The organism is Streptomyces acidicola, from assembly GCF_009377235.1.
GTDB classification, from domain to species: Bacteria; Actinomycetota; Actinomycetes; order Streptomycetales; family Streptomycetaceae; genus Streptomyces; species Streptomyces acidicola.
Genome location: NZ_VMNX01000112.1, coordinates 1 through 21,613, shown reverse-complemented (window position 1 = coordinate 21,613; position 21,613 = coordinate 1). Strand labels below are relative to the sequence as shown.

The following is a 21,613-nucleotide window of genomic DNA, read 5'->3' as shown; positions in this document are numbered from 1 at the left end:
TGGGCACTCATAGGGCCCACACATGCACCGGCCAGGTCTTGTCGTCAAACGGACAGAGGGACAGACGGACAGACGGGAATACGACGCTCGTGATCAATGCATCGTGATCAATACACCTAGCGCGCGTTGAAGTACTTCGCCTCGGGGTGGTGGATGACGATCGCGTCGGTGGACTGCTCGGGGTGCAGCTGGAACTCCTCGGAGAGTTTCACACCGATCCGCTCGGGCTCCAGCAGCTCCGCGATCTTGGCGCGGTCCTCCAGATCGGGGCAGGCACCGTAGCCGAGCGAGAAGCGGGCCCCGCGGTACTTGAGGTCGAACATGTCCTCGATGGCCTTCGGGTCCTCTCCCGCGAAGCCGAGCTCCGCGCGTACGCGTGCGTGCCAGTACTCGGCGAGGGCCTCGGCCAACTGCACGGACAGGCCGTGGAGTTCGAGGTAGTCACGGTAGGCGTTGGCGTCGAAGAGCCGGGAGGTCTCCTCCCCGATCCTCGAGCCGACGGTGACGACCTGCAGGCCCACGACGTCGGTCTCGCCGGACTCCTCCGGGCGGAAGAAGTCGGCCAGGCACAGCCGGCGGCCCCGGCGCTGGCGCGGGAAGGTGAAGCGGGTGCGCTCGTTGCCCTGCTCGTCCAGGATGATCAGGTCGTCGTCCTTGGACACGCAGGGGAAGTAGCCGTAGACCACGGCCGCTTCGAGGAGGCTCTCGGTCTGGAGCGTGTCCAGCAGCCCGCGCAGCCGCGGCCGCCCCTCCGTCTCGACCAGGTCCTCGTACGAGGGTCCGTCACCCGTGCGTGCCTGCTTCAAACCCCACTGGCCCTTGAACAGGGCGCCCTCGTCCAGCCAGCTCGCGTACTCCTTGAGCTGGATGCCCTTGATGACGCGGGTGTCCCAGAACGGCGGGGTGGGGATCGGGTTGTCGACGGCGACGTCCGAGCGGACGTGACCCTCCTCCGGGCGTTCCTCGGCCTGGACGGCCGAAGTCGCCCGCACCCGGCGCTGCTTGAGCTCCGGCAGCTTGGCTCCGGGCATGCCCCGCTTGACGCCGATCAGCGCGTCCATCAGGCGCAGGCCCTCGAACGCGTCACGCGCGTAACGGACTTCGCCCTCGTACAGCTCGTGCAGGTCCTGCTCGACGTACGCCCGGGTGAGGGCCGCGCCGCCGAGGATGACCGGGAAGGTGGCCGCCAGGCCGCGCTGGTTGAGCTCCTCCAGGTTCTCTTTCATGATCACCGTGGACTTGACCAGGAGTCCGGACATGCCGATGACATCGGCCCGGTGCTCCTCGGCCGCCTCCAGGATCGCGGAGACCGGCTGCTTGATGCCGAGGTTGACGACGTTGTAGCCGTTGTTGGACAGGATGATGTCGACGAGGTTCTTGCCGATGTCGTGCACGTCGCCGCGGACGGTGGCGAGCACGATGGTGCCCTTGCCGTCGGCGTCGGTCTTCTCCATGTGCGGTTCGAGGTAGGCGACGGCTGCCTTCATGACCTCGGCGGACTGGAGGACGAACGGCAGCTGCATCTGGCCGGAGCCGAACAACTCGCCGACGACCTTCATGCCGTCCAGGAGCGTCTCGTTGACGATGTCGAGGGCGGCGCGGGTCTGGAGGGCGTCGCCGAGGTCGGCCTCCAGGCCGTTCTTCTCGCCGTCGATGATGCGGCGCTTGAGGCGTTCCTCCAGCGGAAGGGCGGCCAGCTCCTCGGCCTTGCCCGCCTTCAGTGACTTCGCCGTGGCGCCCTCGAACAGGGCCATCAGCTTCTGCAGCGGGTCGTAACCCTCGGCGCGGCGGTCGTGGATGAGGTCGAGAGCGGTCCGGACCTCCTCCTCGTTGAACCGGGCGATCGGCAGGATCTTCGACGCGTGCACGATCGCCGAGTCCAGGCCCGCCTTCACACACTCGTCCAGGAAGACGGAGTTGAGCAGGATGCGGGCGGCCGGGTTGAGGCCGAAGGAGATGTTCGACAGCCCCAGCGTGGTCTGCACGTCCGGGTGGCGGCGCTTGAGTTCACGGATCGCCTCGATGGTGGCGATGCCGTCCCCCCGGGACTCCTCCTGGCCCGTGCAGATGGTGAAGGTCAGGGTGTCGATGAGGATGTCCGACTCGTGGATGCCCCAGTTGCCGGTGAGGTCGTCGATGAGCCGTTCGGCGATCTCGACCTTCTTCTCGGGAGTGCGGGCCTGGCCCTCCTCGTCGATGGTCAGCGCGATCAGTGCGGCGCCGTGCTCCTGCGCGAGCTTGGTGACCTTCGCGAAGCGGGACTCCGGGCCGTCGCCGTCCTCGTAGTTGACGGAGTTGATGACCGCGCGGCCGCCGAGCTTCTCCAACCCCGCCTGGATGACGTCCACTTCGGTGGAGTCCAGGACGATCGGCAGCGTGGAGGCGGTGGCAAAGCGGCCGGCCAGCTCCTCCATGTCGGCGACGCCGTCGCGGCCGACGTAGTCCACGCAGAGGTCCAGCATGTGGGCGCCCTCGCGGATCTGCTCGCGGGCCATCTCCACACAGTCGTCCCAGCGGGCGGCCAGCATGGCCTCGCGGAACTTCTTCGAGCCATTGGCGTTGGTGCGCTCGCCGATCGCCAGGTACGAGGTGTCCTGGCGGAACGGGACGGTCTGGTAGAGGGAGGCGGCGCCGGGTTCGGGCTGCGGATTGCGCTCGGTGGGGGTGAGTTCGCGGACGCGCTCGACGACCTGGCGCAGGTGCTCGGGGGTGGTCCCGCAGCAGCCGCCGATCAGGGAGAGTCCGTAGTCGTGGACGAAGTTCTCCTGCGCGTCCGCCAGTCCCTCGGGGCCGAGCGGGAAGTGGGCGCCGTCCTTGGTGAGCACCGGCAGGCCGGCGTTCGGCATGCACAGCAGCGGAATGCGGGAGTGCCGGGTGAGGTAGCGCAGGTGCTCGCTCATCTCGGCCGGGCCGGTCGAGCAGTTGAGGCCGATCATGTCGATGCCGAGCGGCTCCAGAGCTGTCAGCGCGGCGCCGATCTCGGAGCCGAGCAGCATGGTGCCGGTGGTCTCGAAGGCCATCGACACCAGCAGCGGCACGTCGGTGCCGGTGGCCTCCAGGGCGCGGCGGGCGCCGAGCACCGAGGCCTTGGTCTGCAGCAGGTCTTGCGTGGTCTCCACGATCAGCGCGTCGGCGCCGCCCGCGAGCAGGCCCTCGGCGTTGGCCTGGTAGCCGTCGCGGATCGTGGTGTAGCCGACATGGCCGAGGGTCGGCAGCTTGGTGCCGGGGCCGATCGAGCCCAGAACCCAGCGGGTGCGGCCGTCGCGCGCGGCGTACTCGTCCGCCACCTCGCGGGCGATCCGGGCGCCGGCCTCCGACAGCTCGTGCACCCGGTCGGCGATGTCGTACTCCGCGGCGGCCGTGTGGTTGGCGCCGAACGTGTTGGTCTCCACGCAGTCCACGCCCACCGCGAAGTACTCCTCGTGCACCGAGCGCACGATGTCCGGGCGGGTCAGGTTCAGGATCTCGTTGCAGCCCTCAAGGTTCTCGAAGTCCTCCAGGGTCGGGTCCTGCGCCTGCAGCATCGTGCCCATCGCGCCGTCGGCCACCACCACACGGGTGGCCAGGGCATGGCGCAGGGCTTCGGATCGGGTCCGGCTGTCGGAAGCGGCGGACGTAGGGGACGGATTCGGCAACGAGGCCATAAAGGTGCTCCCTGGGCTGCGACGGCTGTCGGCTTTGCGGCTCCCTGCGGAAGGCGCACCCGGCCAGGGTAGCCCGGAGCGGGCGCGGGCGGTCAGGGCGTCCACGGGACGGACTGACGCGTCGGCCCCCCGGGGACAGACGGGCCCCTCGCCGGCTCCACATGCGTCCACACCTCGCGACATGCGGTTTACTCCGACGGCGCGCGTCAACGCACGGGGCCCGTCGGGAGTGATCCGGCGAAAAGGCCGTGCCCGCCATTGGCGGCAGATCGATGGCGGCGGGTAGTGTTCGACATTGCCGAACGGTGTCAGTGGAGGCGCGCACCGACGGCCGAAGGGGACGGAGGGCAGAACGGCGATGGCACGGAACATCCAGTCGCTCGAACGGGCGGCCGCGATGCTGCGGCTCCTCGCGGGCGGCGAGCGGCGACTCGGCCTCTCCGACATCGCCTCGTCGCTGGGCCTCGCCAAGGGCACGGCCCACGGCATACTGCGCACCCTCCAGCAGGAGGGCTTTGTCGAGCAGGACGACGCCTCCGGGCGCTACCAGCTGGGCGCCGAGCTGCTGCGCCTGGGCACCACGTACCTCGACGTGCACGAGCTGCGGGCGCGCGCCCTGGTGTGGACCGACGACCTGGCCCGCTCCAGCGGGGAGAGCGTCTACCTGGGGGTGCTGCACCAACAGGGCGTGCTGATCGTGCACCACGTCTTCCGGCCCGACGACAGCCGGCAGGTCCTGGAGATCGGGGTCATGCAGCCGCTGCACTCCACGGCGCTGGGCAAGGTGCTCTCGGCGTACGACCCGGTGGCGCACAGCGAGGTCGTGGAGGGCCACCGGAAGGCCTTCACGGACCGGACCATCAGTGAGCTGGGCGAGTTCGAGGGCGTCCTCGACCTCACGCGCGCGCGTGGGTACGCGGTCGACGTCGAGGAGACCTGGGAGGGCGTGGCGTCCATCGCCGCGCCCATCCACGACCGGCGCCGTATGCCAGTGGGCGCGGTCGGCATCACCGGCGCCGTGGAGCGGGTGTGCCGGGACGGCGAGGTACGCCCGGAGCTGATCGCGGCGGTGCGCGACTGCGCCCGCGCGGTGTCGCGGGACCTCGGCGCAGCGCGATTCTGAGCGCCGCGCGATTCTGAGCGCCGCACCGTTCTGACCGCCGCACCGTTCTGACCGCCGCACCGTTCTGACCGCCGCGCGATTCTGAGCGCCGCACCGTTCTGAGCGCCGCACCGTTCTGACCGCCGCACCGTTCTGAGCGCCGCACCGTTCTGACCGCCGCACCGTTCTGACCGCCGCACCGTTCTGACCGCCGCACCGTTCTGACCGCCGCACCGTTCTGACCGCCGCACCGTTCTGACCGCCGCACCGTTCTGACCGCCGCACCGTTCTGAGCGCCGCGCGGTTCTGTACCGCCGTACAGGAACCCGCACCTTTGCGCGCACGGGCCGGTAAGTCGTCGCATACGGCCCGCGCGTGCGCGCCCCGGACCCGTCCGAACCCCCGCTGCGGCCGCCGGAAGATCGACAACCGGCAGCGATCAATAACGATCGCATTTTCGATAACGGACCCCTTGACGTGCACGTGGAGCCAAAGCCAGACTCCGTCCATCGGTCGGCATTGTCGAACACTTATCGGCAATACGCGTTAGAGTGTGACAACGCCACGGGCCGGCATCGCTCTCACCCCCGAGGGCACGGACCTCCGGAGGGACCCGGGGTTCGCCTTCCCTGGACGAAGGACAAAGGAGTCGCGGGTGTCCAGCTCCGACATCTTCATCGGCGAGACCATAGGTACCGCCATACTCATCCTGCTCGGCGCCGGCGTCTGCGCCGCCGTGACGCTGAAGGCCTCCAAGGCCCGTAACGCCGGGTGGCTCGCCATCACCTTCGGGTGGGGTTTCGCCGTTCTGACGGCGGTCTACACCTCTGCGCCGCTGTCGGGTGCTCATCTCAACCCGGCCGTGACCCTCGCGATCGCCATCAAGGACGGCGACTGGAGCAACGTACCGACGTACTGGGCAGGTCAGATGCTCGGCGCCATGATCGGTGCCGCGCTGGTCTGGGTCGCGTACTACGGACAGTTCCACGCGCACCTCACCGACCGCGAGATCGTCGGCGGTCCCGGCGCGCAGGGCACCAAGGCCAAGGCCGTCGAGGCACAGGAGGCCGGGGCGGGCCCCGTGCTCGGGATCTTCTCCACCGGCCCCGAGATCCGGAACGTGTTCCAGAACCTGGCCACCGAGATCATCGGCACCCTCGTGCTCGTCCTCGCGGTCCTCACCCAGGGCCTGAACGACAGCGGCAAGGGCCTCGGCACCCTGGGCGCGCTGATCACCGCCCTGGTGGTCGTGTCCATCGGCCTCTCGCTCGGTGGCCCGACCGGGTACGCGATCAACCCGGCCCGTGATCTGGGTCCGCGGATCACGCACGCCCTGCTGCCGCTGCCCAACAAGGGCGGCTCGGACTGGAGCTACGCCTGGATCCCCGTGGTCGGTCCGCTGATCGGCGGCGCGTTCGCCGCAGGCATCTACAAGCTCGCCTTCGCTTGAGAGCACCACGCCTGCCGGCACCGCTGAAAGCATTCCGCCAAGAAGCCCCGCGCCCCACCGACAGCCGCTCGTCCGCAGAGATTCAGGCCGCAGAGAATTCAGGAGCACCCCGTGACCGACACCCGCGCCGGCATCGCTTCCCACGGCCATGGGCCGTTCATCGCCGCCATCGACCAGGGCACGACCTCGTCCCGCTGCATCGTCTTCGACCGTGACGGCCGTATCGTCTCCGTCGACCAGAAGGAGCACGAGCAGATCTTCCCCAAGCCGGGCTGGGTCGAGCACAACGCCACCGAGATCTGGACCAACGTCCAGGAGGTCGTCGCCGGAGCCATCGAGAAGGCCGGCATCACCCGCGACGACATCAAGGCCATCGGCATCACCAACCAGCGTGAGACCACGCTGCTCTGGGACAAGAACACCGGTGAGCCCGTCCACAACGCCATCGTCTGGCAGGACACCCGCACCGACGCCCTCTGCAAGGAGCTCGGCCGCAACGTCGGCCAGGACCGCTTCCGCCGCGAGACCGGCCTCCCCCTCGCCTCCTACTTCGCCGGTCCCAAGGCCCGCTGGCTGCTGGACAACGTCGAGGGCCTGCGTGAGCGCGCCGAGGCCGGCGACATCCTGTTCGGCACGATGGACACCTGGGTCATCTGGAACCTGACGGGCGGTGTCAACGGCGGCCACCACGTCACCGATGTCACCAACGCCTCCCGCACCCTCCTGATGAACCTCCACACCATGGAGTGGGACGACAAGATCTGCGCCTCCATCGGTGTGCCGCAGCAGATGCTGCCGGAGATCCGCTCCTCCGCCGAGGTGTACGGCGAGATCACCGGCGGCAGGCTGGGCGAGCTGCTCGGCGGCATCCCGGTCGCCTCCGCGCTCGGCGACCAGCAGGCGGCCCTGTTCGGCCAGACCTGTTTCGCCGAGGGCGAGGCCAAGTCCACGTACGGCACCGGCACCTTCATGCTGATGAACACCGGCGAGAAGATCATCAACTCGTACAGCGGGCTGCTGACCACCGTGGGCTACCGGATCGGCGACCAGAAGCCGGTCTACGCCCTGGAGGGCTCGATCGCCGTCACGGGTTCGCTGGTGCAGTGGATGCGCGACCAGATGGGCCTGATCTCCACCGCCGCCGAGATCGAGACGCTGGCGCTCTCGGTCGAGGACAACGGCGGCGCGTACTTCGTACCGGCCTTCTCCGGTCTGTTCGCCCCGTACTGGCGCTCCGACGCCCGCGGTGTGATCGCGGGCCTCACCCGGTACGTCACCAAGGCGCACCTCGCGCGCGCCGTCCTGGAGGCCACCGCCTGGCAGACCCGGGAGATCACCGACGCGATGACGAAGGACTCCGGCGTCGAGCTCACCGCGCTCAAGGTCGACGGCGGCATGACCTCCAACAACCTGCTGATGCAGACGCTCTCGGACTTCCTGGACGCCCCCGTGGTGCGCCCGATGGTCGCCGAGACCACCTGCCTCGGTGCCGCCTACGCCGCCGGTCTCGCCGTCGGCTTCTGGACCAGCACCGACGACCTGCGCCGCAACTGGCGCCGGGCCGCCGAGTGGACCCCCCGCATGGACGCGGAGCACCGCGACCGTGAGTACAAGAACTGGCTCAAGGCCGTCGAGCGGACCATGGGCTGGATCGCCGACGACGCCGACTAGAGCTGCCTAGCACTGCCTGAAGCTGCCGAGAGCAGACGAGGAGTAAGAAACCGCATGACCAGTCAGTCCACCCTGCAGACCCTGCCCGCCCTGGGCACGCGCCCGGCACCCGGCTCGAACCCGACCCGCGCCGAGACCCGGGAGCAGCTCGCCAAGGCGTCGTACGACCTCCTCGTCATCGGCGGCGGCATCCTGGGCATCTCCACCGCCTGGCACGCCGCGCAGTCCGGGCTCAGGGTGGCGCTGGTCGACGCCGGTGATTTCGCCGGCGCCACCTCCTCCGCCTCCTCCAAGCTGCTGCACGGGGGTCTGCGCTATCTGCAGACCGGTGCCGTGAAGCTGGTGGCGGAGAACCACTTCGAGCGCCGTGCGGTCTCCCGCCAGGTGGCCCCCCACCTGGCCAACCCGCTCACGTTCTACCTCCCCGTGTACAAGGGCGGGCCGCACGGCGCGGCGAAGCTCGGGGCGGGTGTGTTCGCCTACTCCGCGCTGTCGGCGTTCGGCGACGGCGTGGGCCACCTGCTGAGCCCGGCGAAGGCCGCGCAGGACGTGCCCGAGCTGCGTACGGACAACCTCAGGGCCGTGGCCGTGTACGGCGACGACCAGATGAACGACTCCCGGATGGCGCTGATGACGGTCCGCGCGGCCGTCGAGGCGGGCGCCGTCGTCCTCAACCATGCCGAGGTCACCGGTATGCGCTTCACCCGGGGCCGGGTCACGGGCGCGGAGCTCAGGGACCGGTTGTCCGGCGACGAGTTCGGCGTGAACGCCCGTCTCGTGCTGAACGCGACCGGACCGTGGGTCGACCACCTCCGCCGCATGGAGAACCCGGACGCGGCCCCTTCCATCCGTCTGTCCAAGGGCGCGCACCTGGTGCTCAAGCGCACCTCGCCGTGGCGGGCCGCGCTCGCCACCCCCATCGACAAGTACCGCATCACCTTCGCCCTCCCCTGGGAGGACATGCTGCTGCTCGGCACCACCGACGAGGAGTACGTGGGCGACCCGGCCGAGGTCGCGGTCACCGAGAAGGACATGGCCCAGATCCTCGACGAGGCCGCGCTCTCGATCCGCGACCAGCAGCTGTCGCGTGACCTGATCACCTACGCGTTCGCGGGTCTGCGGGTGCTGCCGGGTGGCCCCGGCGACACGTCGAAGGCCAAGCGGGAGACGGTCGTGACGGAGGGCCGGGGCGGGATGCTCTCGGTCGCGGGCGGCAAGTGGACCACCTTCCGCCACATCGGCCGTACGGTCATGAAGAAGCTTCAGGCGCTGCCCGGCCGGCCGCTCGGTGAGGACTTCGAACCCGTCGCCTCGCTGCCGAGGAGGCTGCCTCTGCCGGGCGTCGCCAATCCGCGCGCGGTCGCCCACCGGCTGCTGGTCGACCGCCCGGCGCCCGGCCCGCGCATGGCGCCCGACACGGCACGGCACCTGGCCACGCACTACGGTTCGCTCGCCTTCGACATAGCCCGCCTCGCCAACGACGACCCCGGGCTGGGCGAGCGCGTCCACCCGGACGCGCCGGAGATCTGGGCACAGGTCGTCTACGCCCGCGACAACGAGTGGGCCGAGACGGCGGACGACGTGCTGCGCCGCCGTACGACGCTGACGATCCGGGGCCTGGACACGGACGACGTCCGCGGCAAGGTGCAGGAACTGCTCGACAAGGAGTGACGCCATCGGGGAGGAAGGGGCGGTTCCCACGGTTGTTCCCACTGTGGAGCCGCGGTGGGAGCCGCCCCTTCCGGCAGCGTCAGCCCTGCCAGCGGCCTCCGGAGAAGCGCACGAACGCGTCCGCGACGTCCGGTGGCAGGACCGGGCGCACATGCATCGGCAGCACCAGATACCAGCCGTCACGGCCGTGGAACACCCGCTTCGGCTCCGGCGCGCCGGGCCTGAGCCGGACGTGCGGGCCGTGCACGCGCTGGTTGCGGCCGCGGACGTGGACCTGCCGGACACGCACCGCCAGGACGTCGTGCCAGGCGTACGCGGCCCGGTGGCGCCCCATACGGGACGTGATCCCCTGGGTGTCGACGCGCAGCTCCAGCGCGGTCCTGGGAAGCAGGAACGCCACGATGTTGATGAGCAGGGCGAAGACGGGCCAGAACAGCACGCTGATCCAGCTCATCGGGGTGTCCCAGTTGCCGCTCGCGGCCAGGCGCAGCAACGCGACGATCATGAACATGCCGCACCACACCCAGTGGCCGAGCGGCAGACGGCGGTCACGGCCGGTCATGACGTACGCCTGTTCGGTGGAGGACACGGTGTAGCCGCGCAGCTCGTGCATCGGCGGCGGACTGTTCAGCATGTCCGAGAAGCTGGGCAACGGCCCGGAGGCGGGCGGTAGTTGCCGCGGCTGAGGTCCCGTGACCACAAGGGGCTGCTGCCGTGGGGCCACTGGGGCGGCAGATGTGGGCTCCACGGGCCGGCCGCGTCCCGCGAGGTGTTCCTGGAGCCGCAGGTGCCGGAAGCGGTACACGCCTCCGTGCCGCTGGAGCAGCCCCTGACGGTATGCGTCCCGCAGGAACTCCATGAGCGACCAGGGCACCCGTCCCAGGACCGCGAGCCACGCCTTGGAAACCACCCACACGAACCAGGGGCTCAGCACCACGAGCACCATCACGGCTCCGGTGAAGCACTCCACGGCGGCGGTCCAGGCGGTCATGGGTCCACCCCCGCTGAGCAGGCGGTTCACGCCCGTGCCGAGCCCGATGAGCGGGGCGACGACGCAGAGCGTGATCAGTGCGGTGCGGCGCTCGTCCGCGAGCAGGCCGTCGGGGGTGGTGGCGTCGACGTCGTCCGACGGCGCGGCGATCACGGCCATCACCAGGGCCGGCAGGACGAAGTCCAGCAGGGTCTCGGCGATGAAGGCGTCGGCGTGGTACGCACTCCCGCGCAGGAGCAGGAGCAGCACGGTCGGTACGACGAGGACGGCGGCGGCCGCCAGACCCCGCCGGGCGGAGACGGCACGGGACGCGGCGCGCAGGGCGGCGCCTGCCTTGAAGGGGTTGGCCCGGCGGCGCGGCTGCCAGAACCGGTCGCCGAACCAGAACAGCGTCGCCATCATCAGGCCCATGCCCTGGATGAAACCGCCCGTCAGATAGAGGTGCTCGAAAATGCGCGCCGGGAGGACGGAGTTCCCGTACGTGTCCTGCGCCCATCTGGTGAGCGTCAGCACCGACTCGGCGAGGGCGACGCAGATGGCGAACAGTGTGGGTACGGCGAGAAGGCGGGCCGCCCGTGCCCGGTTCAGCCGCCACCACGAGAACTCGGTGGTGCGGCGGCGGTCGAGTTCGCTGGCGAGGAACGTGAGCCAGCTCCGGGCGCGGGCCGCGTTCCAGCGGCCGGGCGCGTGCAGTCGCTCCGTGTCGTGGGCGAGGGGCGCGAAGGCCGCCGGGATCACCGCGTCCATCAGGTGGTTCTCGACGGCGTCGCGGGTGCGCAGTCGGCTTCGGTCGGTGAGGTTCGCCGGGTCGGCGTACGGGCCGCTGTAGGCGCGGCGGGCGAGCCAGATCATCAGCGGGGTCGTCAGCGCGCCGGCGAGCGGGCCCTCGGGGTGGTCGGCCAGGTCCTCGGCCACCTGGCCCCATCTCTCGTGCAGTGCGTCGGGTGATGTGAGCAGCAGGTGGCGGGCCGCGTCGCGGGGGGTGACCGGGAGTGCCTCGATGTCGGAGGCGCCGGCCACGCGCAGTCCGAGGGCGCGGTACTCGTCGGTGCGGGAGGCCAGCACGAAGCCCGACTCCCGTGGCGCGGAGTTCAGTTGGCGGACGACCGCGGCCCTGCGGTGGCCGGGGAGTTCATCGAGGCCGTCGAGCACGGCGAGCACGCGGCCGTCGCGCACCAGGCGGCGTGCCGGATGTTCCCCCTCCATCCGCGGCAGCCCAGGGTGGTCCCCCTGAACGCGCTCGACCAGCCAGTCGCGGAACGCCACGGTCTCCGCGTCCCACGACTCGAGCGACAGCAACACCGGAACGGGTGTGGTGCGGTCGCCGCGCACGCCACGGGTCACATCGCCCAGGTGCCGCTCGGCCAGGCGCACGACAGTCATGGTGAGCAGGGTCGATTTTCCGGAGCCGGGGCCGCCGAGTACGACGAGGCGGCGCGGGTCGAGTCGGCACAGGGTGTCGACGACGTCGCCGAGCCGGTCGCTGCGGACGGCGGCCCTGGTGTCCGCGGAGGGCGTCCAGCGCGCAAGCCAGCGCACGGCGAGCGGGGCGTCGGTGTCGCCGAGTTCCCACGCCGCGGCCTCGGCCGACCACCGCGCGCGGACGGCGCGGGCCAGTTCCTCGGCGGCGGTGTCCGTCGGATCGCGGCTGGGTGGCAGGTTCACCACGAGGGTGCCGTGAACATGTCCGACCTGGATCAGATACTCGACGGTGCTGTCGCGGACGATGTTGTGCACCTCGGACGGTGACTGCCAGACGTTCAGCCCCCGTTGATTGTCCATGAACAAATTGTGCCGAGGTGATGGGAGTACGTCACGCGCTTTACAGCGAGGGACATGGCCTGCACAGGGCCGAGGTGCCGCCGGTTTCCGCAGGTGGGCACCCTGCATGACTGTTTGACGCATAATGACCAGCAGACATCGGATGTCTGAGCAACAGGGAGGCACGCCATGGCAGTCACCGATGAGGCGATCGAGAAGATCAAGGGAATGATCGTCTCCGGCGCGCTGCGCCCCGGCGACCGCCTGCCGAAGGAGAGCGAGCTCGCGTCCGAGCTCGGGCTGTCCCGCAACTCGCTGCGCGAGGCGGTCCGGGCCCTTTCGCTGATCCGCATTCTGGACGTACGGCAGGGCGACGGCACCTACGTCACCAGTCTGGACCCGCAGCTGCTGCTGGAGGCGCTGAGCTTCGTCGTCGACTTCCACCGCGACGACACGGTCCTGGAGTTCCTCGCGGTGCGGCGCATCCTGGAGCCGGCGGCCACGGCGATGGCGGCCTCCCGCATCAGCGAGCAACAGCTGGACGCCCTGGGCGCCCAGCTGGACAAGCTGGGAGAGGCGCCGTCCGTGGAGGAGCTCGTGGCCTGCGACCTGGACTTCCACCGGGGCATCGTGCAGAGCTCCGGCAACTCGGTGCTCTGCTCCCTGCTCGACGGGCTCTCCGGTCCCACGACCCGGGCCCGTATCTGGCGCGGTCTCACCCAGGAGGACGCGGTCAGCCGCACCCTCCACGAACACCGCATGATCCTCGCCGCCCTCCGCGACCGTGACGGGGAGGCGGCCCGCTCGTGGGCCACGGTGCACATCGCGTCCGTGGAGCACTGGCTGCGCTCGACCCTGTGAACCGCCTCAGACAGCTCGGCCGGCGGGTGTTCCGGGACGGTGAACGGGGCAGTGATCCGTTCACTCCCCCTGTGCAAGGGGGCTGCGGAGGCCCCCGCGGCACGCCGTAAGGTTGGGACGTACGCGAGGGCACGTCGGAAGGAGGCGCTGGGTGATCGAGCTGGAGGGAGTTCCCGAGCTGATCGACCCAGTCATGGTGGCCGCGTTCGAGGGCTGGAACGATGCCGGCGACGCCGCTTCCACCGCGGTCGCGCATCTGGACAGAGAGTGGAAGGGCGAGGTTTTCGCGGCGCTGGACGCCGAGGACTACTACGACTTCCAGGTCAACCGCCCCACGGTGTGGATGGACGCCGGCGTACGCAAGATCACCTGGCCGACGACCAGGCTGTCGGTGGTCAGGGTCGGCGGTGAGAAGCCCCGGGACCTGGTGCTGGTCCGCGGCATCGAACCGTCCATGCGGTGGCGCTCGTTCTGCAACGAACTGCTGGGCTTCGCCCATGAGCTGGGCGTGGAGCTGGTGGTCATCCTGGGCGCCCTGCTCGGCGACACCCCGCACACGCGTCCGGTCCCGGTCAGCGGGGTCACGTCCGACCCGGACCTGGCCCGGCGGATGGACTTGGAGGAGACCAAGTACGAGGGCCCCACGGGCATCGTCGGCATCCTCCAGGAGGCGTGCACACACGCGGGCGTCCCGGCGGTCTCGCTGTGGGCGGCGGTCCCGCACTACGTGTCGCAGCCGCCCAACCCGAAGGCCACGCTGGCCCTCCTGAACCGTCTGGAGGACCTCATCGACGTACGCATCCCGCTGGGCGAGCTGCCCGAGGACGCGCGCGCGTGGCAGGTGGGCGTGGACCAGCTGGCCGCCGAGGACAGCGAGGTCGCCGAGTACGTGCAGACGCTGGAGGAGGCACGGGACACCGCCGAGCTGCCCGAGGCGTCCGGCGAGGCCATCGCCCGCGAGTTCGAGCGCTATCTGCGCAGACGGGACGGCGGCGGGCCGGGCCCGTCCCCGGGCGGACACGCCACGGCGGACGGCAGCGACACCGCCTCGTACCTGCGGGACAACCCCGGCGGCCGGACACGTCCGCCGAAGCCGCAGCGGCCGGGACCCGACGACGACGAGTCGTCGGACGACTGAGACACCGGAAAGGGGCGGTGCGCACGGCGCACCGCCCCTCTCGTCCGTGTGCTCGGTGTGCTCGGTGGTGTGCTGGGTGTTCGCGCCGGTCAGCGCTTGACGGCGACGACGGCGTACGTCGTGTCCGGCGTCGGCGTGGTGGTGAACCGGGCGTTGGGCAGGTAGAGCGTCCCGTTGTACTCGGCCACGGTGGTCGGCACGTCGAAGTCCGGGTCCGTGACACGCTTCTGGAAGACGCCGCTGGTGCCGTCCGCGGCAAGCGTGAACACGTCGATCGCGTTCTGCCGGTTCTGCACGACGTACAGCGTCCGCCCGATCAGCAGCAGTCCGTCGCCGTTGGTGAGGGGGGCCGCGTCACCGAGGTCGACCAGCCTGGTGACCCCGGTCCTCGGGTCGACGCGGTGGAGACCGCCGACCCCGGACTGTACGACGAGAAGCGCCTTGCCGTCGGGGGTGCGTGTGATGCCGTTGGCGTTCACGACCTCGCCGGGGACCTGGCTCCAGTCGCCGCTCAGGGTGATCCGCACGACGTCGTCCGCGTCCGGCAGCGCACCGCCCCGGCCGAGCGGCAGGGCGTACAGCGCGGGCTGGAACGAGTCCGTGAACCAGGCCGTGCGCGGGGTCAGGAACAGGTCGTTGGCGAAGGTCGGGGTCGCCGTGGTGAACCGGTACGACGCGAGGATCTCCCCCGTACGGGCATCCACCACGCGGGCGCCCTCACCGCGTCCGGCGACGAACAGCCGCCCCCGGCCGTCGAGTTTGAGCCCGACCGACGGCGTTCCGGGCCCGGTCGAGATGGTCCGGCCCTCTCCGGTGCGCAGGTCGGCGCGGTATATCGAGCCGTCGCCCAGCGAGCCGAGGTAGGCGTACGGGCCGCCGCCGATCGTGATGCCCTCGGGGCGGAAGCCGTCCGGCAGCGGGATCACGCCGGGCCCGGTCTTCGCCGGTCCCGCGGCCGCTTCGGCCGGTGATCCGAGGAGCACGGCACCGGCGGTCACGGCTCCGGCCATGAGCATGCCGCGCCGGCTGAGGTGGTGGGCGAGGGCTGAGTGCGGGGGTGCAGGTGCCACAGCGCGTCCTTCCGCGTGGGGACCGGCAGTTGGCCGGTCGGGCGGTCAACTTCCGCTGTCACCCCATCACATGTCGCACGCACCCGCAGCAAACAACAGTCGTCCGACAGCGTCTCGACAGGGTCCCGACAGCGGCCGGCCGGATGGTGACGCCACGTCTGCTCCGGAAGGACACAGGGCGCCGGGCGGGAGACGACCCGCCCGGCGCCCCGTGGGCAGCGATCTACAGGGCCACGCCGAGGAGAGCGTCCACGGCACGTGACACCACTCCGGGCGCGCCCTCGTCCGTACCGCCCCGTTCCTTCTGGAGGGCGGCCCAGCGGTCGACCGCGGCAAGCGCGGCCGGGGCGTCCAGGTCGTGTCCGAGGGCTTCCCGGATCTCCTCGACCAACGCCTCCGCGGGCGGGCCGTCGGGCCGTGACACGGCGGCGCGCCAGCGGCCGACCCGCGCGACGGCGTCCGCGAGGACCTGGTCGGTCCACTCCCAGTCGGCACGGTAGTGGTGGGCGAGCAGGGCGAGCCGTATGGCCGCGGGGTCGACGCCGCTGCGCCGCAGCGTGGACACGAAGACGAGATTGCCCTTCGACTTCGACATCTTCTCGCCGTCGAGAGCGACCATCCCGGCGTGGACGTACGCCTTGGCCATGGGGAACTCACCGGTCAGCACCTGGGCGTGCGAGGCGCCCATCTCGTGGTGCGGGAAGACGAGGTCCGATCCCCCGCCCTGGACGTCGAAGCCCATGCCGAGGTGGTCGAGGGCGATGGCGACGCACTCGATGTGCCAGCCGGGCCGGCCACGGCCGAGCGAACCGCCGTCCCAGCTGGGCTGGCCCTCACGGGCGGCCATCCAGAGCATCGGGTCGAGCGGGTTCTTCTTGCCCGGGCGGTCCGGGTCGCCACCGCGCTCGGCGGACAGCAGGCGCATCGCGGCGGCGTCCAGGTTGGACACGCTGCCGAAGTTCGGGTCGGCCTCGACGGAGAAGTAGACGTCGCCTTCGAGTTCGTACGCGGCGCCGGCGTCCCGCAGCCGCTCGACGAGCGGGACGATTCCGGGTATCGCCTCGACGGCACCGATGTAGTGCTGCGGGGGCAGCATCCGCAGGGCGGTCATGTCCTCGCGGAAGAGGGCGGTCTCCCGCTCGGCGAGGCCCGCCCAGTCGACGCCGTCGCGGTCCGCGCGCTCCAGCAGCGGATCGTCGACGTCTGTGACGTTCTGCACGTAGTGGACCTGCCGCTTGGTGTCGAGCCACACGCGCTGCACGAGGTCGAACGCGTTGTAGGTCGCCGCGTGACCCATGTGGGTCGCGTCGTAGGGAGTGATCCCGCAGACGTAGAGACGGGCGACGGGACCGGGGTCGAGGGTGACCAGACCGCCGGTCGCGGTGTCGTGGATCCGGAGGTCGCGGCCCTTGCCGGGCAGGGCGGGGACCTCAGAAGCGGGCCAGGCATGCATGTCATGAGCCTAACCGGATGGAAGTTCCGCATACGAACCGGACCGGGCCGGATGGCCGGGACGGCACTCTTGCGCGTTCCCTCCGGGTATGCGGGGGGCGGCGTGTGGGTGCCCATGTGGTGGGCGGCGCCGTGAGGTGTGGGCGAGCGGGCGCGGGCGGTCTCGGGTGCCTGTCGTTCGTACGCGGGTGCGGGTCGTGTGTGGCTGGTCGCTCCCCCACTCTCGGCTGCGCTCGAGCGGGGGGACCCCCATCGCGGCGGAGCCGCATATCGATACAGCCCCGCGCCCCTTGCGGGGCGTCTCAGACCGGGGGCCAGGGGATCGCCGGCCACTCGCCCGACGGCTCCGGGTGGGTGCCGGACGTGAGCAATGCCTCGACCCGAGCACGGGTGGCGTTCAGTTCGGCGGTGGTGATCAGCTCCGCCAGCCGCAGTGCCAGTGCACCGTCCTCGCCCAGGCCGGCCCGCAGTGTGGTCAGTGTCTCGGTCGCCTCCTGGGTCAGGGGCTCGCTCGCCCACCCCCACAGCAGTGTGCGCAGCTTGTTCTCGACGTTGAAGGTGACCCCGTGGTCGATGCCGTACAGCCGGCCCCCGTCGCCCGGCAGCAGATGGCCGCCCTTGCGGTCGGCGTTGTTGATGACCGCGTCGAGCACGGCGAGCCGCCGCAGCCGCGCATCGTCGGCGTGCACGAGCAGAGCGGTCTTCCCGTCGCCGACCTCGGCGAACGCGATCGCCTTCCAGCCGTCCCCCGGCTCCTCCCCGTCGACGAGGGCGAGGAGCTCGTCACCGGGCTGTCCGTCGACCCACAGCTGGCACATGCCCTCGCCGTACGGCCCGTCGCGCAGCACCGTGGGCGGTACGAGCCCCCAGCCGGTCGCCTCGGAGACCTCGTAGGCCGCGACCTCGCGCTGGGCGAGCGTGCCGTCGGGAAAGTCCCACAGGGGTCGCTCGCCCGCGACGGGCTTGTAGATACAGGCGGCCTCCCGGCCCTCGTACGCCACCGTGCAGTACAGCGCCGCGTTGGACGCCTCCCGGATACGGCCGCGCACCGTCAGCTCGCCCTCGGCGAGCAGTTCGGCGGAGGTCACGCTCCGCGGCGGTATCCGTTCTGGCGCGGACATACGTGTCCCTCCGGGTCGAGCGGCAGGCTGCACAGCGGGCACGGCGGGCGTCCCGCGTTGACGACGTCGAGGGCGCGCTTGGCGAAGGACCTGGCCTGCGCGCCGCTGAGCCGGACGCGGAGCATCGGCGGACCGTTCTCCTCGTCCTGGAGCAACCTCTCCTCGGCCTCGGCCAGGTCCTCCTCGGAGTCGGCGTCCAGCTCCACCAGGGCCTGTGCCTCGACGATCATGCGTTGCTCGTCACCGTCCCAGGCCAGCGCCATCGTGCCGACCCGGAACTCCTCCTCGATCGGCGTGTCCAGCGGAGCCGTGTCGGAGACCTCGGAGGGGGCCACGGCCGGAACGGCGGCGCTGCCGCCACTGCGCCGTACGACCTCGTCGAGCAGCTCGTCCATGCGCTCGGCGAGGGCGGCCACCTGCGTCTTCTCCAGGGCGACACTGGTGACGCGCTGACCCGCGGTGGCCTGCAGGAAGAACGTACGGCGCCCGGGCAACCCGACCGTACCGGCCACGAAGCGGTCCGGGGGGTCGTAGAGGAACACCTGACGGGACACGTCCTGTCTCCATTGGAATCGACGTCGGGACCGACCGCTGCGGCTGCTGACACGTGCCGTACCGCTGCGACCGCTTCACCCTACTGCGGTTGACGATCACGGTGCGCCCGCATCACCTCCGACCGGAGCGTCGGGGCTCGGCGGCTCCTCCCGGGGGGCAAGTGACGCGAAATCCCCGGTGTCACCGAGGCGAACGAGAAACGGCCGCAGCCGCGTGTAGCGGATCGCGGTGATGGAGCACGGTTCCACGGAGACCCTCTGGAAGAGGTCGAGATGGAGTCCGAGCGCGTCCGCCACGAGGGACTTGATGATGTCGCCGTGCGAACACATGACGTACACGGCGTCGGCGCCGTGATCGCGCTCCACGCGCGCGTTCCACTCGCGTACGGCCGCGACGGCACGGTCCTGCATCGCCCGCATCGACTCGCCGCCGGGAAACACGGCCGCCGAGGGATACGCCTGGACGACCTGCATCAGCGGCTCGTCGTTGAGCTCGGCGAGCTTGCGGCCCGACCAGTCGCCGTAGTGGGCCTCTCCGATGCGTTCGTCGGTGTGCGGGCTGAGTTCCGGGCGGGCGTCGAGGAGTGGCTGGATCGTCTCCTGGCAGCGCTGCAGCGGGCTGGTGACGACCTCGGAGATCGGCAGCCCGGCGAGGCGCCCGGGCAGCGCGGCGGCCTGCGCGGCGCCGCGTTCGTCCAGGGCGACGCCGGGCGTCCAGCCGGCGAGCACCCCCGAGGTGTTGGCGGTGGACCGTCCGTGCCGGACGAGGATCAACGTGGGCATGCCGCCCAGCGTAAGCGTCCGGCGGGGTGCGTCGGCCACCGTACGGCGGGACTGCTGCAGCTCGGCCCCGCGGCGGTGCACCACTACGTGGACTACGTGGGCATGGACGTGGCGGGCGGGCTGGAGACCGACCGGGAGGAGTGCGTGGAGCGGTACTCGTGCTCCACGCGCGCGTGCCGTCCGGGCGCTACGCGAACTCGGCGGACGCGGTCGCAGGTCCGCCGAGGGCGTCGCGGCGCTCGGGCATCTTCAGGGAGACCATGCGGCGCCAACCGCCGAGCCTCTCGTACAGGTAGACGGCGTGGATGCCGGCGGCGAGGGCGGCGGCCTTGGCCTTCGGCCAGCCGAGGATGCGGCCCATGCCGGCCATCACGGCGAGGCTGACGTCCCGGTAGATGCGGATCTCGGCGCGGGCGCACTCGCGGAGGGTGCGCTGGATCATGCGGCCGTGGCCCGCGGTCGCGAAGCGCAGCAGCTCCTCGTGGCAGTAAGCGAGGTGGTTGTCCTCGTCGTTGGAGATCATCCTGACCGCGCGCCCGATGTCGGGGTGGTCGGCGAAGTACTTGCGGAGGAGCTGCATCTCCTCGGAGGCGCGCTGTTCGGTGACCCTGCTGTGAGCCAGGTAGGTGACGATGTCCTCGACGGTGAGCGGCTGGTCGCTCTTGAGTTTCTCGTGGGCGAGGCCGATGCCGCTCCGTTCCAGGAGCATGGTGTAGTCGGTGGCCGGCGGGACCTCGACCGGTTCGAGGCCGCGCTTCTTCATGAGGGCGTTGAAGATGCGCCCGTGCTTGTCCTCGTCGGCGCCGTGGCGGCTGATCTTGGGTGCGAGCGCGCGCTCGCTCTGCGGGACGAGCGCGGCGATGCGGGCGTTCTCCCAGCCTCCCTGCGACTCCCCGCTGGCGGCGATGGAGCAGAACAGCCGGAACGACTCGTCGTTGTCGAGGATCTCCTTGAACAGACTCTTGGCCGAAAGCATCTGAGGCACCTCTCTGCAGGGTTCCGCAAGGAACGAGTCAAATGCGGTGACAGGGGTGCGGCAACATGTGTGTCGGACAAATCCACCGAACGGCGGGTGGGCGGGCTCCGAGGAGCCCCGTAACCAAGCGGTGTGATGAAGCGTTGTGTCCCGTGACGGCCGTGGCGGGGAAGACCCCCCGAGCCCCCACCACGGCCGCGGAAACCTTTCCCTCCGCGGTTGTGCGAGCCCCGGGCTATGCGAGCCCGGACCGCTCCAGGGCCTCGGAGCCCGCCCGGAGCGAGGCGATCCGCTCCTCCAGCGTGAAGCCGGCGGGCGCGAGTGTGAGTGTGGTGACCCCGGCCTCGGCGTAGGCCTTCATGCGGTCGGCGATACGGTCGACGGAGCCGAGCAGCGTGGTCTGGTCGATCAGTTCGTGCGGGACGGCCGCCGCCGCACCCGTCTTGTCGCCGGCCAGGTACTTGTCCTGGATCTCGGCGGCCTCCTTCTCGTAGCCCATGCGCTGGGCGAGTTGGTTGTAGAAGTTCTGCTTGCGGCTGCCCATGCCGCCGACGTACAGCGCGGTGTAGGGGCGGAAGGTGTCGGCGAGGGCCGTCACGTCCTTGTCGTCGCCGGAGGCGAGAGGCAACGTCGGGCAGACGTCGAAGCCGTCGAGGGTCTTGCCCGCCTTCTCCCGGCCCGCGCGCAGGTAGGTGATCGCGGTCTCTTCGAGGTGGGCGGCGGACGGGAAGATGAGGAGGGCCCCGTCGGCGATCTCACCGGTCTGCTCAAGGTTCTTCGGTCCGATGGCGGCGATGTAGAGCGGGATGTGCTCGCGCTGCGGGTGCACGGTCAGCTTGATGGGCTTGCCCGGGCCGCCGGGCAGGGGCAGGGTCCAGTGCTCGCCCTCGTACGAGAGCCGCTCGCGGGTCATCGCCCTGCGGATGATCTCGACGTACTCGCGGGTGCGGGCGAGGGGCTTGTCGAACTTCACTCCGTACCAGCCCTCGGAGACCTGGGGTCCGGAGACGCCGAGGCCGAGGCGGAAGCGGCCGCCGGAGAGGGAGTCGAGGGTGGCGGCGGTCATCGCGGTCATCGCGGGCTGGCGGGCCGGGATCTGGAAGATGGCGGAGCCTACGTCGATGCGGTCGGTCTGGGCGGCGACCCAGCTGAGTACGGTGGCCGCGTCCGAGCCGTAGGCCTCGGCGGCCCAGCACACGGCGTAGCCGAGCCGGTCGGCTTCCTGGGCCACGGCGAGATTGTCCGCGTCCATTCCGGCGCCCCAGTAGCCGAGGTTGATCCCGAGCTGCATGGCCTTCCCCTTACTGATCAGTAACGTCCCTTGTGGCGTCGAGATTAGCGTGAGGGGGCGTTGGTGGGGAGCGGGGT

Annotated in this window: 15 protein-coding genes; 6 read left to right on the top strand and 9 right to left on the bottom strand. The window is 70.5% G+C overall.

What is annotated here, in order from left to right; translation table 11 throughout:
- Nucleotides 1–116: 116 nt before the first annotated feature.
- Nucleotides 117–3,644 (bottom strand): methionine synthase, encoded by a 3,528-nt coding sequence (metH, locus tag FPZ41_RS26230; protein WP_152866153.1) that lies wholly within the window; start codon nt 3,642–3,644, stop codon nt 117–119.
- A gap of 358 nt (nt 3,645–4,002) precedes the next feature.
- On the opposite strand from metH, the gene FPZ41_RS26225 reads away from it, so the two are divergent.
- The 4 genes from FPZ41_RS26225 (at nt 4,003) to FPZ41_RS26210 (ending at nt 9,538) form a co-directional block, all read left to right on the top strand.
- Entirely contained in the window at nt 4,003–4,767 is a 765-nt protein-coding gene (locus tag FPZ41_RS26225) for an IclR family transcriptional regulator (protein WP_152866152.1), read from the top strand.
- A 634-nt stretch (nt 4,768–5,401) separates the two neighbouring features.
- The gene (locus tag FPZ41_RS26220; protein ID WP_322620741.1) at nt 5,402–6,196 is read left to right on the top strand and encodes an MIP/aquaporin family protein; all 795 of its coding nucleotides are present in this window, start codon (nt 5,402–5,404) and stop codon (nt 6,194–6,196) included.
- Between the two features lie 132 nt (nt 6,197–6,328).
- Nucleotides 6,329–7,867: a glycerol kinase GlpK gene (glpK, locus tag FPZ41_RS26215; protein WP_322620743.1), complete on the top strand. Its 1,539-nt coding sequence runs from the start codon at nt 6,329–6,331 to the stop codon at nt 7,865–7,867.
- A 54-nt stretch (nt 7,868–7,921) separates the two neighbouring features.
- Nucleotides 7,922–9,538: a glycerol-3-phosphate dehydrogenase/oxidase gene (locus tag FPZ41_RS26210; protein WP_152866151.1), complete on the top strand. Its 1,617-nt coding sequence runs from the start codon at nt 7,922–7,924 to the stop codon at nt 9,536–9,538.
- A 79-nt stretch (nt 9,539–9,617) separates the two neighbouring features.
- Here the strand turns inward: FPZ41_RS26210 and FPZ41_RS26205 are convergent, their stop codons facing one another.
- The gene (locus FPZ41_RS26205; RefSeq protein ID WP_152866150.1) at nt 9,618–12,311 is read right to left on the bottom strand and encodes an NACHT domain-containing protein; all 2,694 of its coding nucleotides are present in this window, start codon (nt 12,309–12,311) and stop codon (nt 9,618–9,620) included.
- A gap of 168 nt (nt 12,312–12,479) precedes the next feature.
- Between FPZ41_RS26205 and FPZ41_RS26200 the strand changes: the two genes are divergently transcribed.
- Nucleotides 12,480–13,151, top strand: coding sequence for a FadR/GntR family transcriptional regulator (locus FPZ41_RS26200; protein WP_131564863.1), 672 nt, complete (start codon nt 12,480–12,482; stop codon nt 13,149–13,151).
- 151 nt (nt 13,152–13,302) lie between these two features.
- Nucleotides 13,303–14,289 (top strand): PAC2 family protein, encoded by a 987-nt coding sequence (locus FPZ41_RS26195; RefSeq protein ID WP_131564861.1) that lies wholly within the window; start codon nt 13,303–13,305, stop codon nt 14,287–14,289.
- 89 nt (nt 14,290–14,378) lie between these two features.
- On the opposite strand, the gene FPZ41_RS26190 is transcribed toward FPZ41_RS26195, so the two are convergent.
- The 7 genes from FPZ41_RS26190 to FPZ41_RS26160 form a co-directional block, all read right to left on the bottom strand.
- Entirely contained in the window at nt 14,379–15,305 is a 927-nt protein-coding gene (locus FPZ41_RS26190) for an SMP-30/gluconolactonase/LRE family protein (protein ID WP_152866157.1), read from the bottom strand.
- Nucleotides 15,306–15,582: 277 nt separating this feature from the next.
- The gene (gene mshC, locus FPZ41_RS26185) at nt 15,583–16,812 is read right to left on the bottom strand and encodes a cysteine--1-D-myo-inosityl 2-amino-2-deoxy-alpha-D-glucopyranoside ligase (protein ID WP_152866149.1); all 1,230 of its coding nucleotides are present in this window, start codon (nt 16,810–16,812) and stop codon (nt 15,583–15,585) included.
- Between the two features lie 301 nt (nt 16,813–17,113).
- Nucleotides 17,114–17,932: an SCO1664 family protein gene (locus FPZ41_RS26180; RefSeq protein WP_152866148.1), complete on the bottom strand. Its 819-nt coding sequence runs from the start codon at nt 17,930–17,932 to the stop codon at nt 17,114–17,116.
- Complete coding sequence (locus FPZ41_RS26175) at nt 17,896–18,486, bottom strand: DUF3090 domain-containing protein (protein WP_322620740.1); 591 nt, start codon at nt 18,484–18,486, stop codon at nt 17,896–17,898. Before FPZ41_RS26175 ends, FPZ41_RS26180 begins: the two co-directional genes overlap by 37 nt.
- Before the next feature lie 96 nt (nt 18,487–18,582).
- Nucleotides 18,583–19,269: a histidine phosphatase family protein gene (locus FPZ41_RS26170; RefSeq protein ID WP_131564851.1), complete on the bottom strand. Its 687-nt coding sequence runs from the start codon at nt 19,267–19,269 to the stop codon at nt 18,583–18,585.
- 187 nt (nt 19,270–19,456) lie between these two features.
- Nucleotides 19,457–20,245 carry a ferritin-like domain-containing protein gene (locus tag FPZ41_RS26165; RefSeq protein ID WP_152866147.1) on the bottom strand — a complete coding sequence of 263 codons (789 nt, stop codon included), beginning with the start codon at nt 20,243–20,245 and terminating at the stop codon, nt 19,457–19,459.
- A gap of 235 nt (nt 20,246–20,480) precedes the next feature.
- Nucleotides 20,481–21,536, bottom strand: a complete 1,056-nt coding sequence (locus FPZ41_RS26160; RefSeq protein ID WP_152866146.1) for an LLM class F420-dependent oxidoreductase — start codon at nt 21,534–21,536, stop codon at nt 20,481–20,483.
- Nucleotides 21,537–21,613: the final 77 nt, after the last annotated feature.

Excerpts from the sequence above, each read along its gene's own strand:
- metH (WP_152866153.1), bottom strand. The coding sequence starts at position 3,644 with ATGGCCTCGTTGCCGAATCCGTCCCCTACGTCCGCCGCTTCCGACAGC.
- FPZ41_RS26225 (WP_152866152.1), top strand. The coding sequence starts at position 4,003 with ATGGCACGGAACATCCAGTCGCTCGAACGGGCGGCCGCGATGCTGCGG.
- FPZ41_RS26210 (WP_152866151.1), top strand. The coding sequence starts at position 7,922 with ATGACCAGTCAGTCCACCCTGCAGACCCTGCCCGCCCTGGGCACGCGC.
- FPZ41_RS26205 (WP_152866150.1), bottom strand. The coding sequence starts at position 12,311 with ATGGACAATCAACGGGGGCTGAACGTCTGGCAGTCACCGTCCGAGGTG.
- FPZ41_RS26200 (WP_131564863.1), top strand. The coding sequence starts at position 12,480 with ATGGCAGTCACCGATGAGGCGATCGAGAAGATCAAGGGAATGATCGTC.
- FPZ41_RS26190 (WP_152866157.1), bottom strand. The coding sequence starts at position 15,305 with ATGCTCATGGCCGGAGCCGTGACCGCCGGTGCCGTGCTCCTCGGATCA.
- mshC (WP_152866149.1), bottom strand. The coding sequence starts at position 16,812 with ATGCATGCCTGGCCCGCTTCTGAGGTCCCCGCCCTGCCCGGCAAGGGC.
- FPZ41_RS26180 (WP_152866148.1), bottom strand. The coding sequence starts at position 17,932 with ATGTCCGCGCCAGAACGGATACCGCCGCGGAGCGTGACCTCCGCCGAA.
- FPZ41_RS26170 (WP_131564851.1), bottom strand. The coding sequence starts at position 19,269 with ATGCCCACGTTGATCCTCGTCCGGCACGGACGGTCCACCGCCAACACC.
- FPZ41_RS26165 (WP_152866147.1), bottom strand. The coding sequence starts at position 20,245 with ATGCTTTCGGCCAAGAGTCTGTTCAAGGAGATCCTCGACAACGACGAG.
- FPZ41_RS26160 (WP_152866146.1), bottom strand. The coding sequence starts at position 21,536 with ATGCAGCTCGGGATCAACCTCGGCTACTGGGGCGCCGGAATGGACGCG.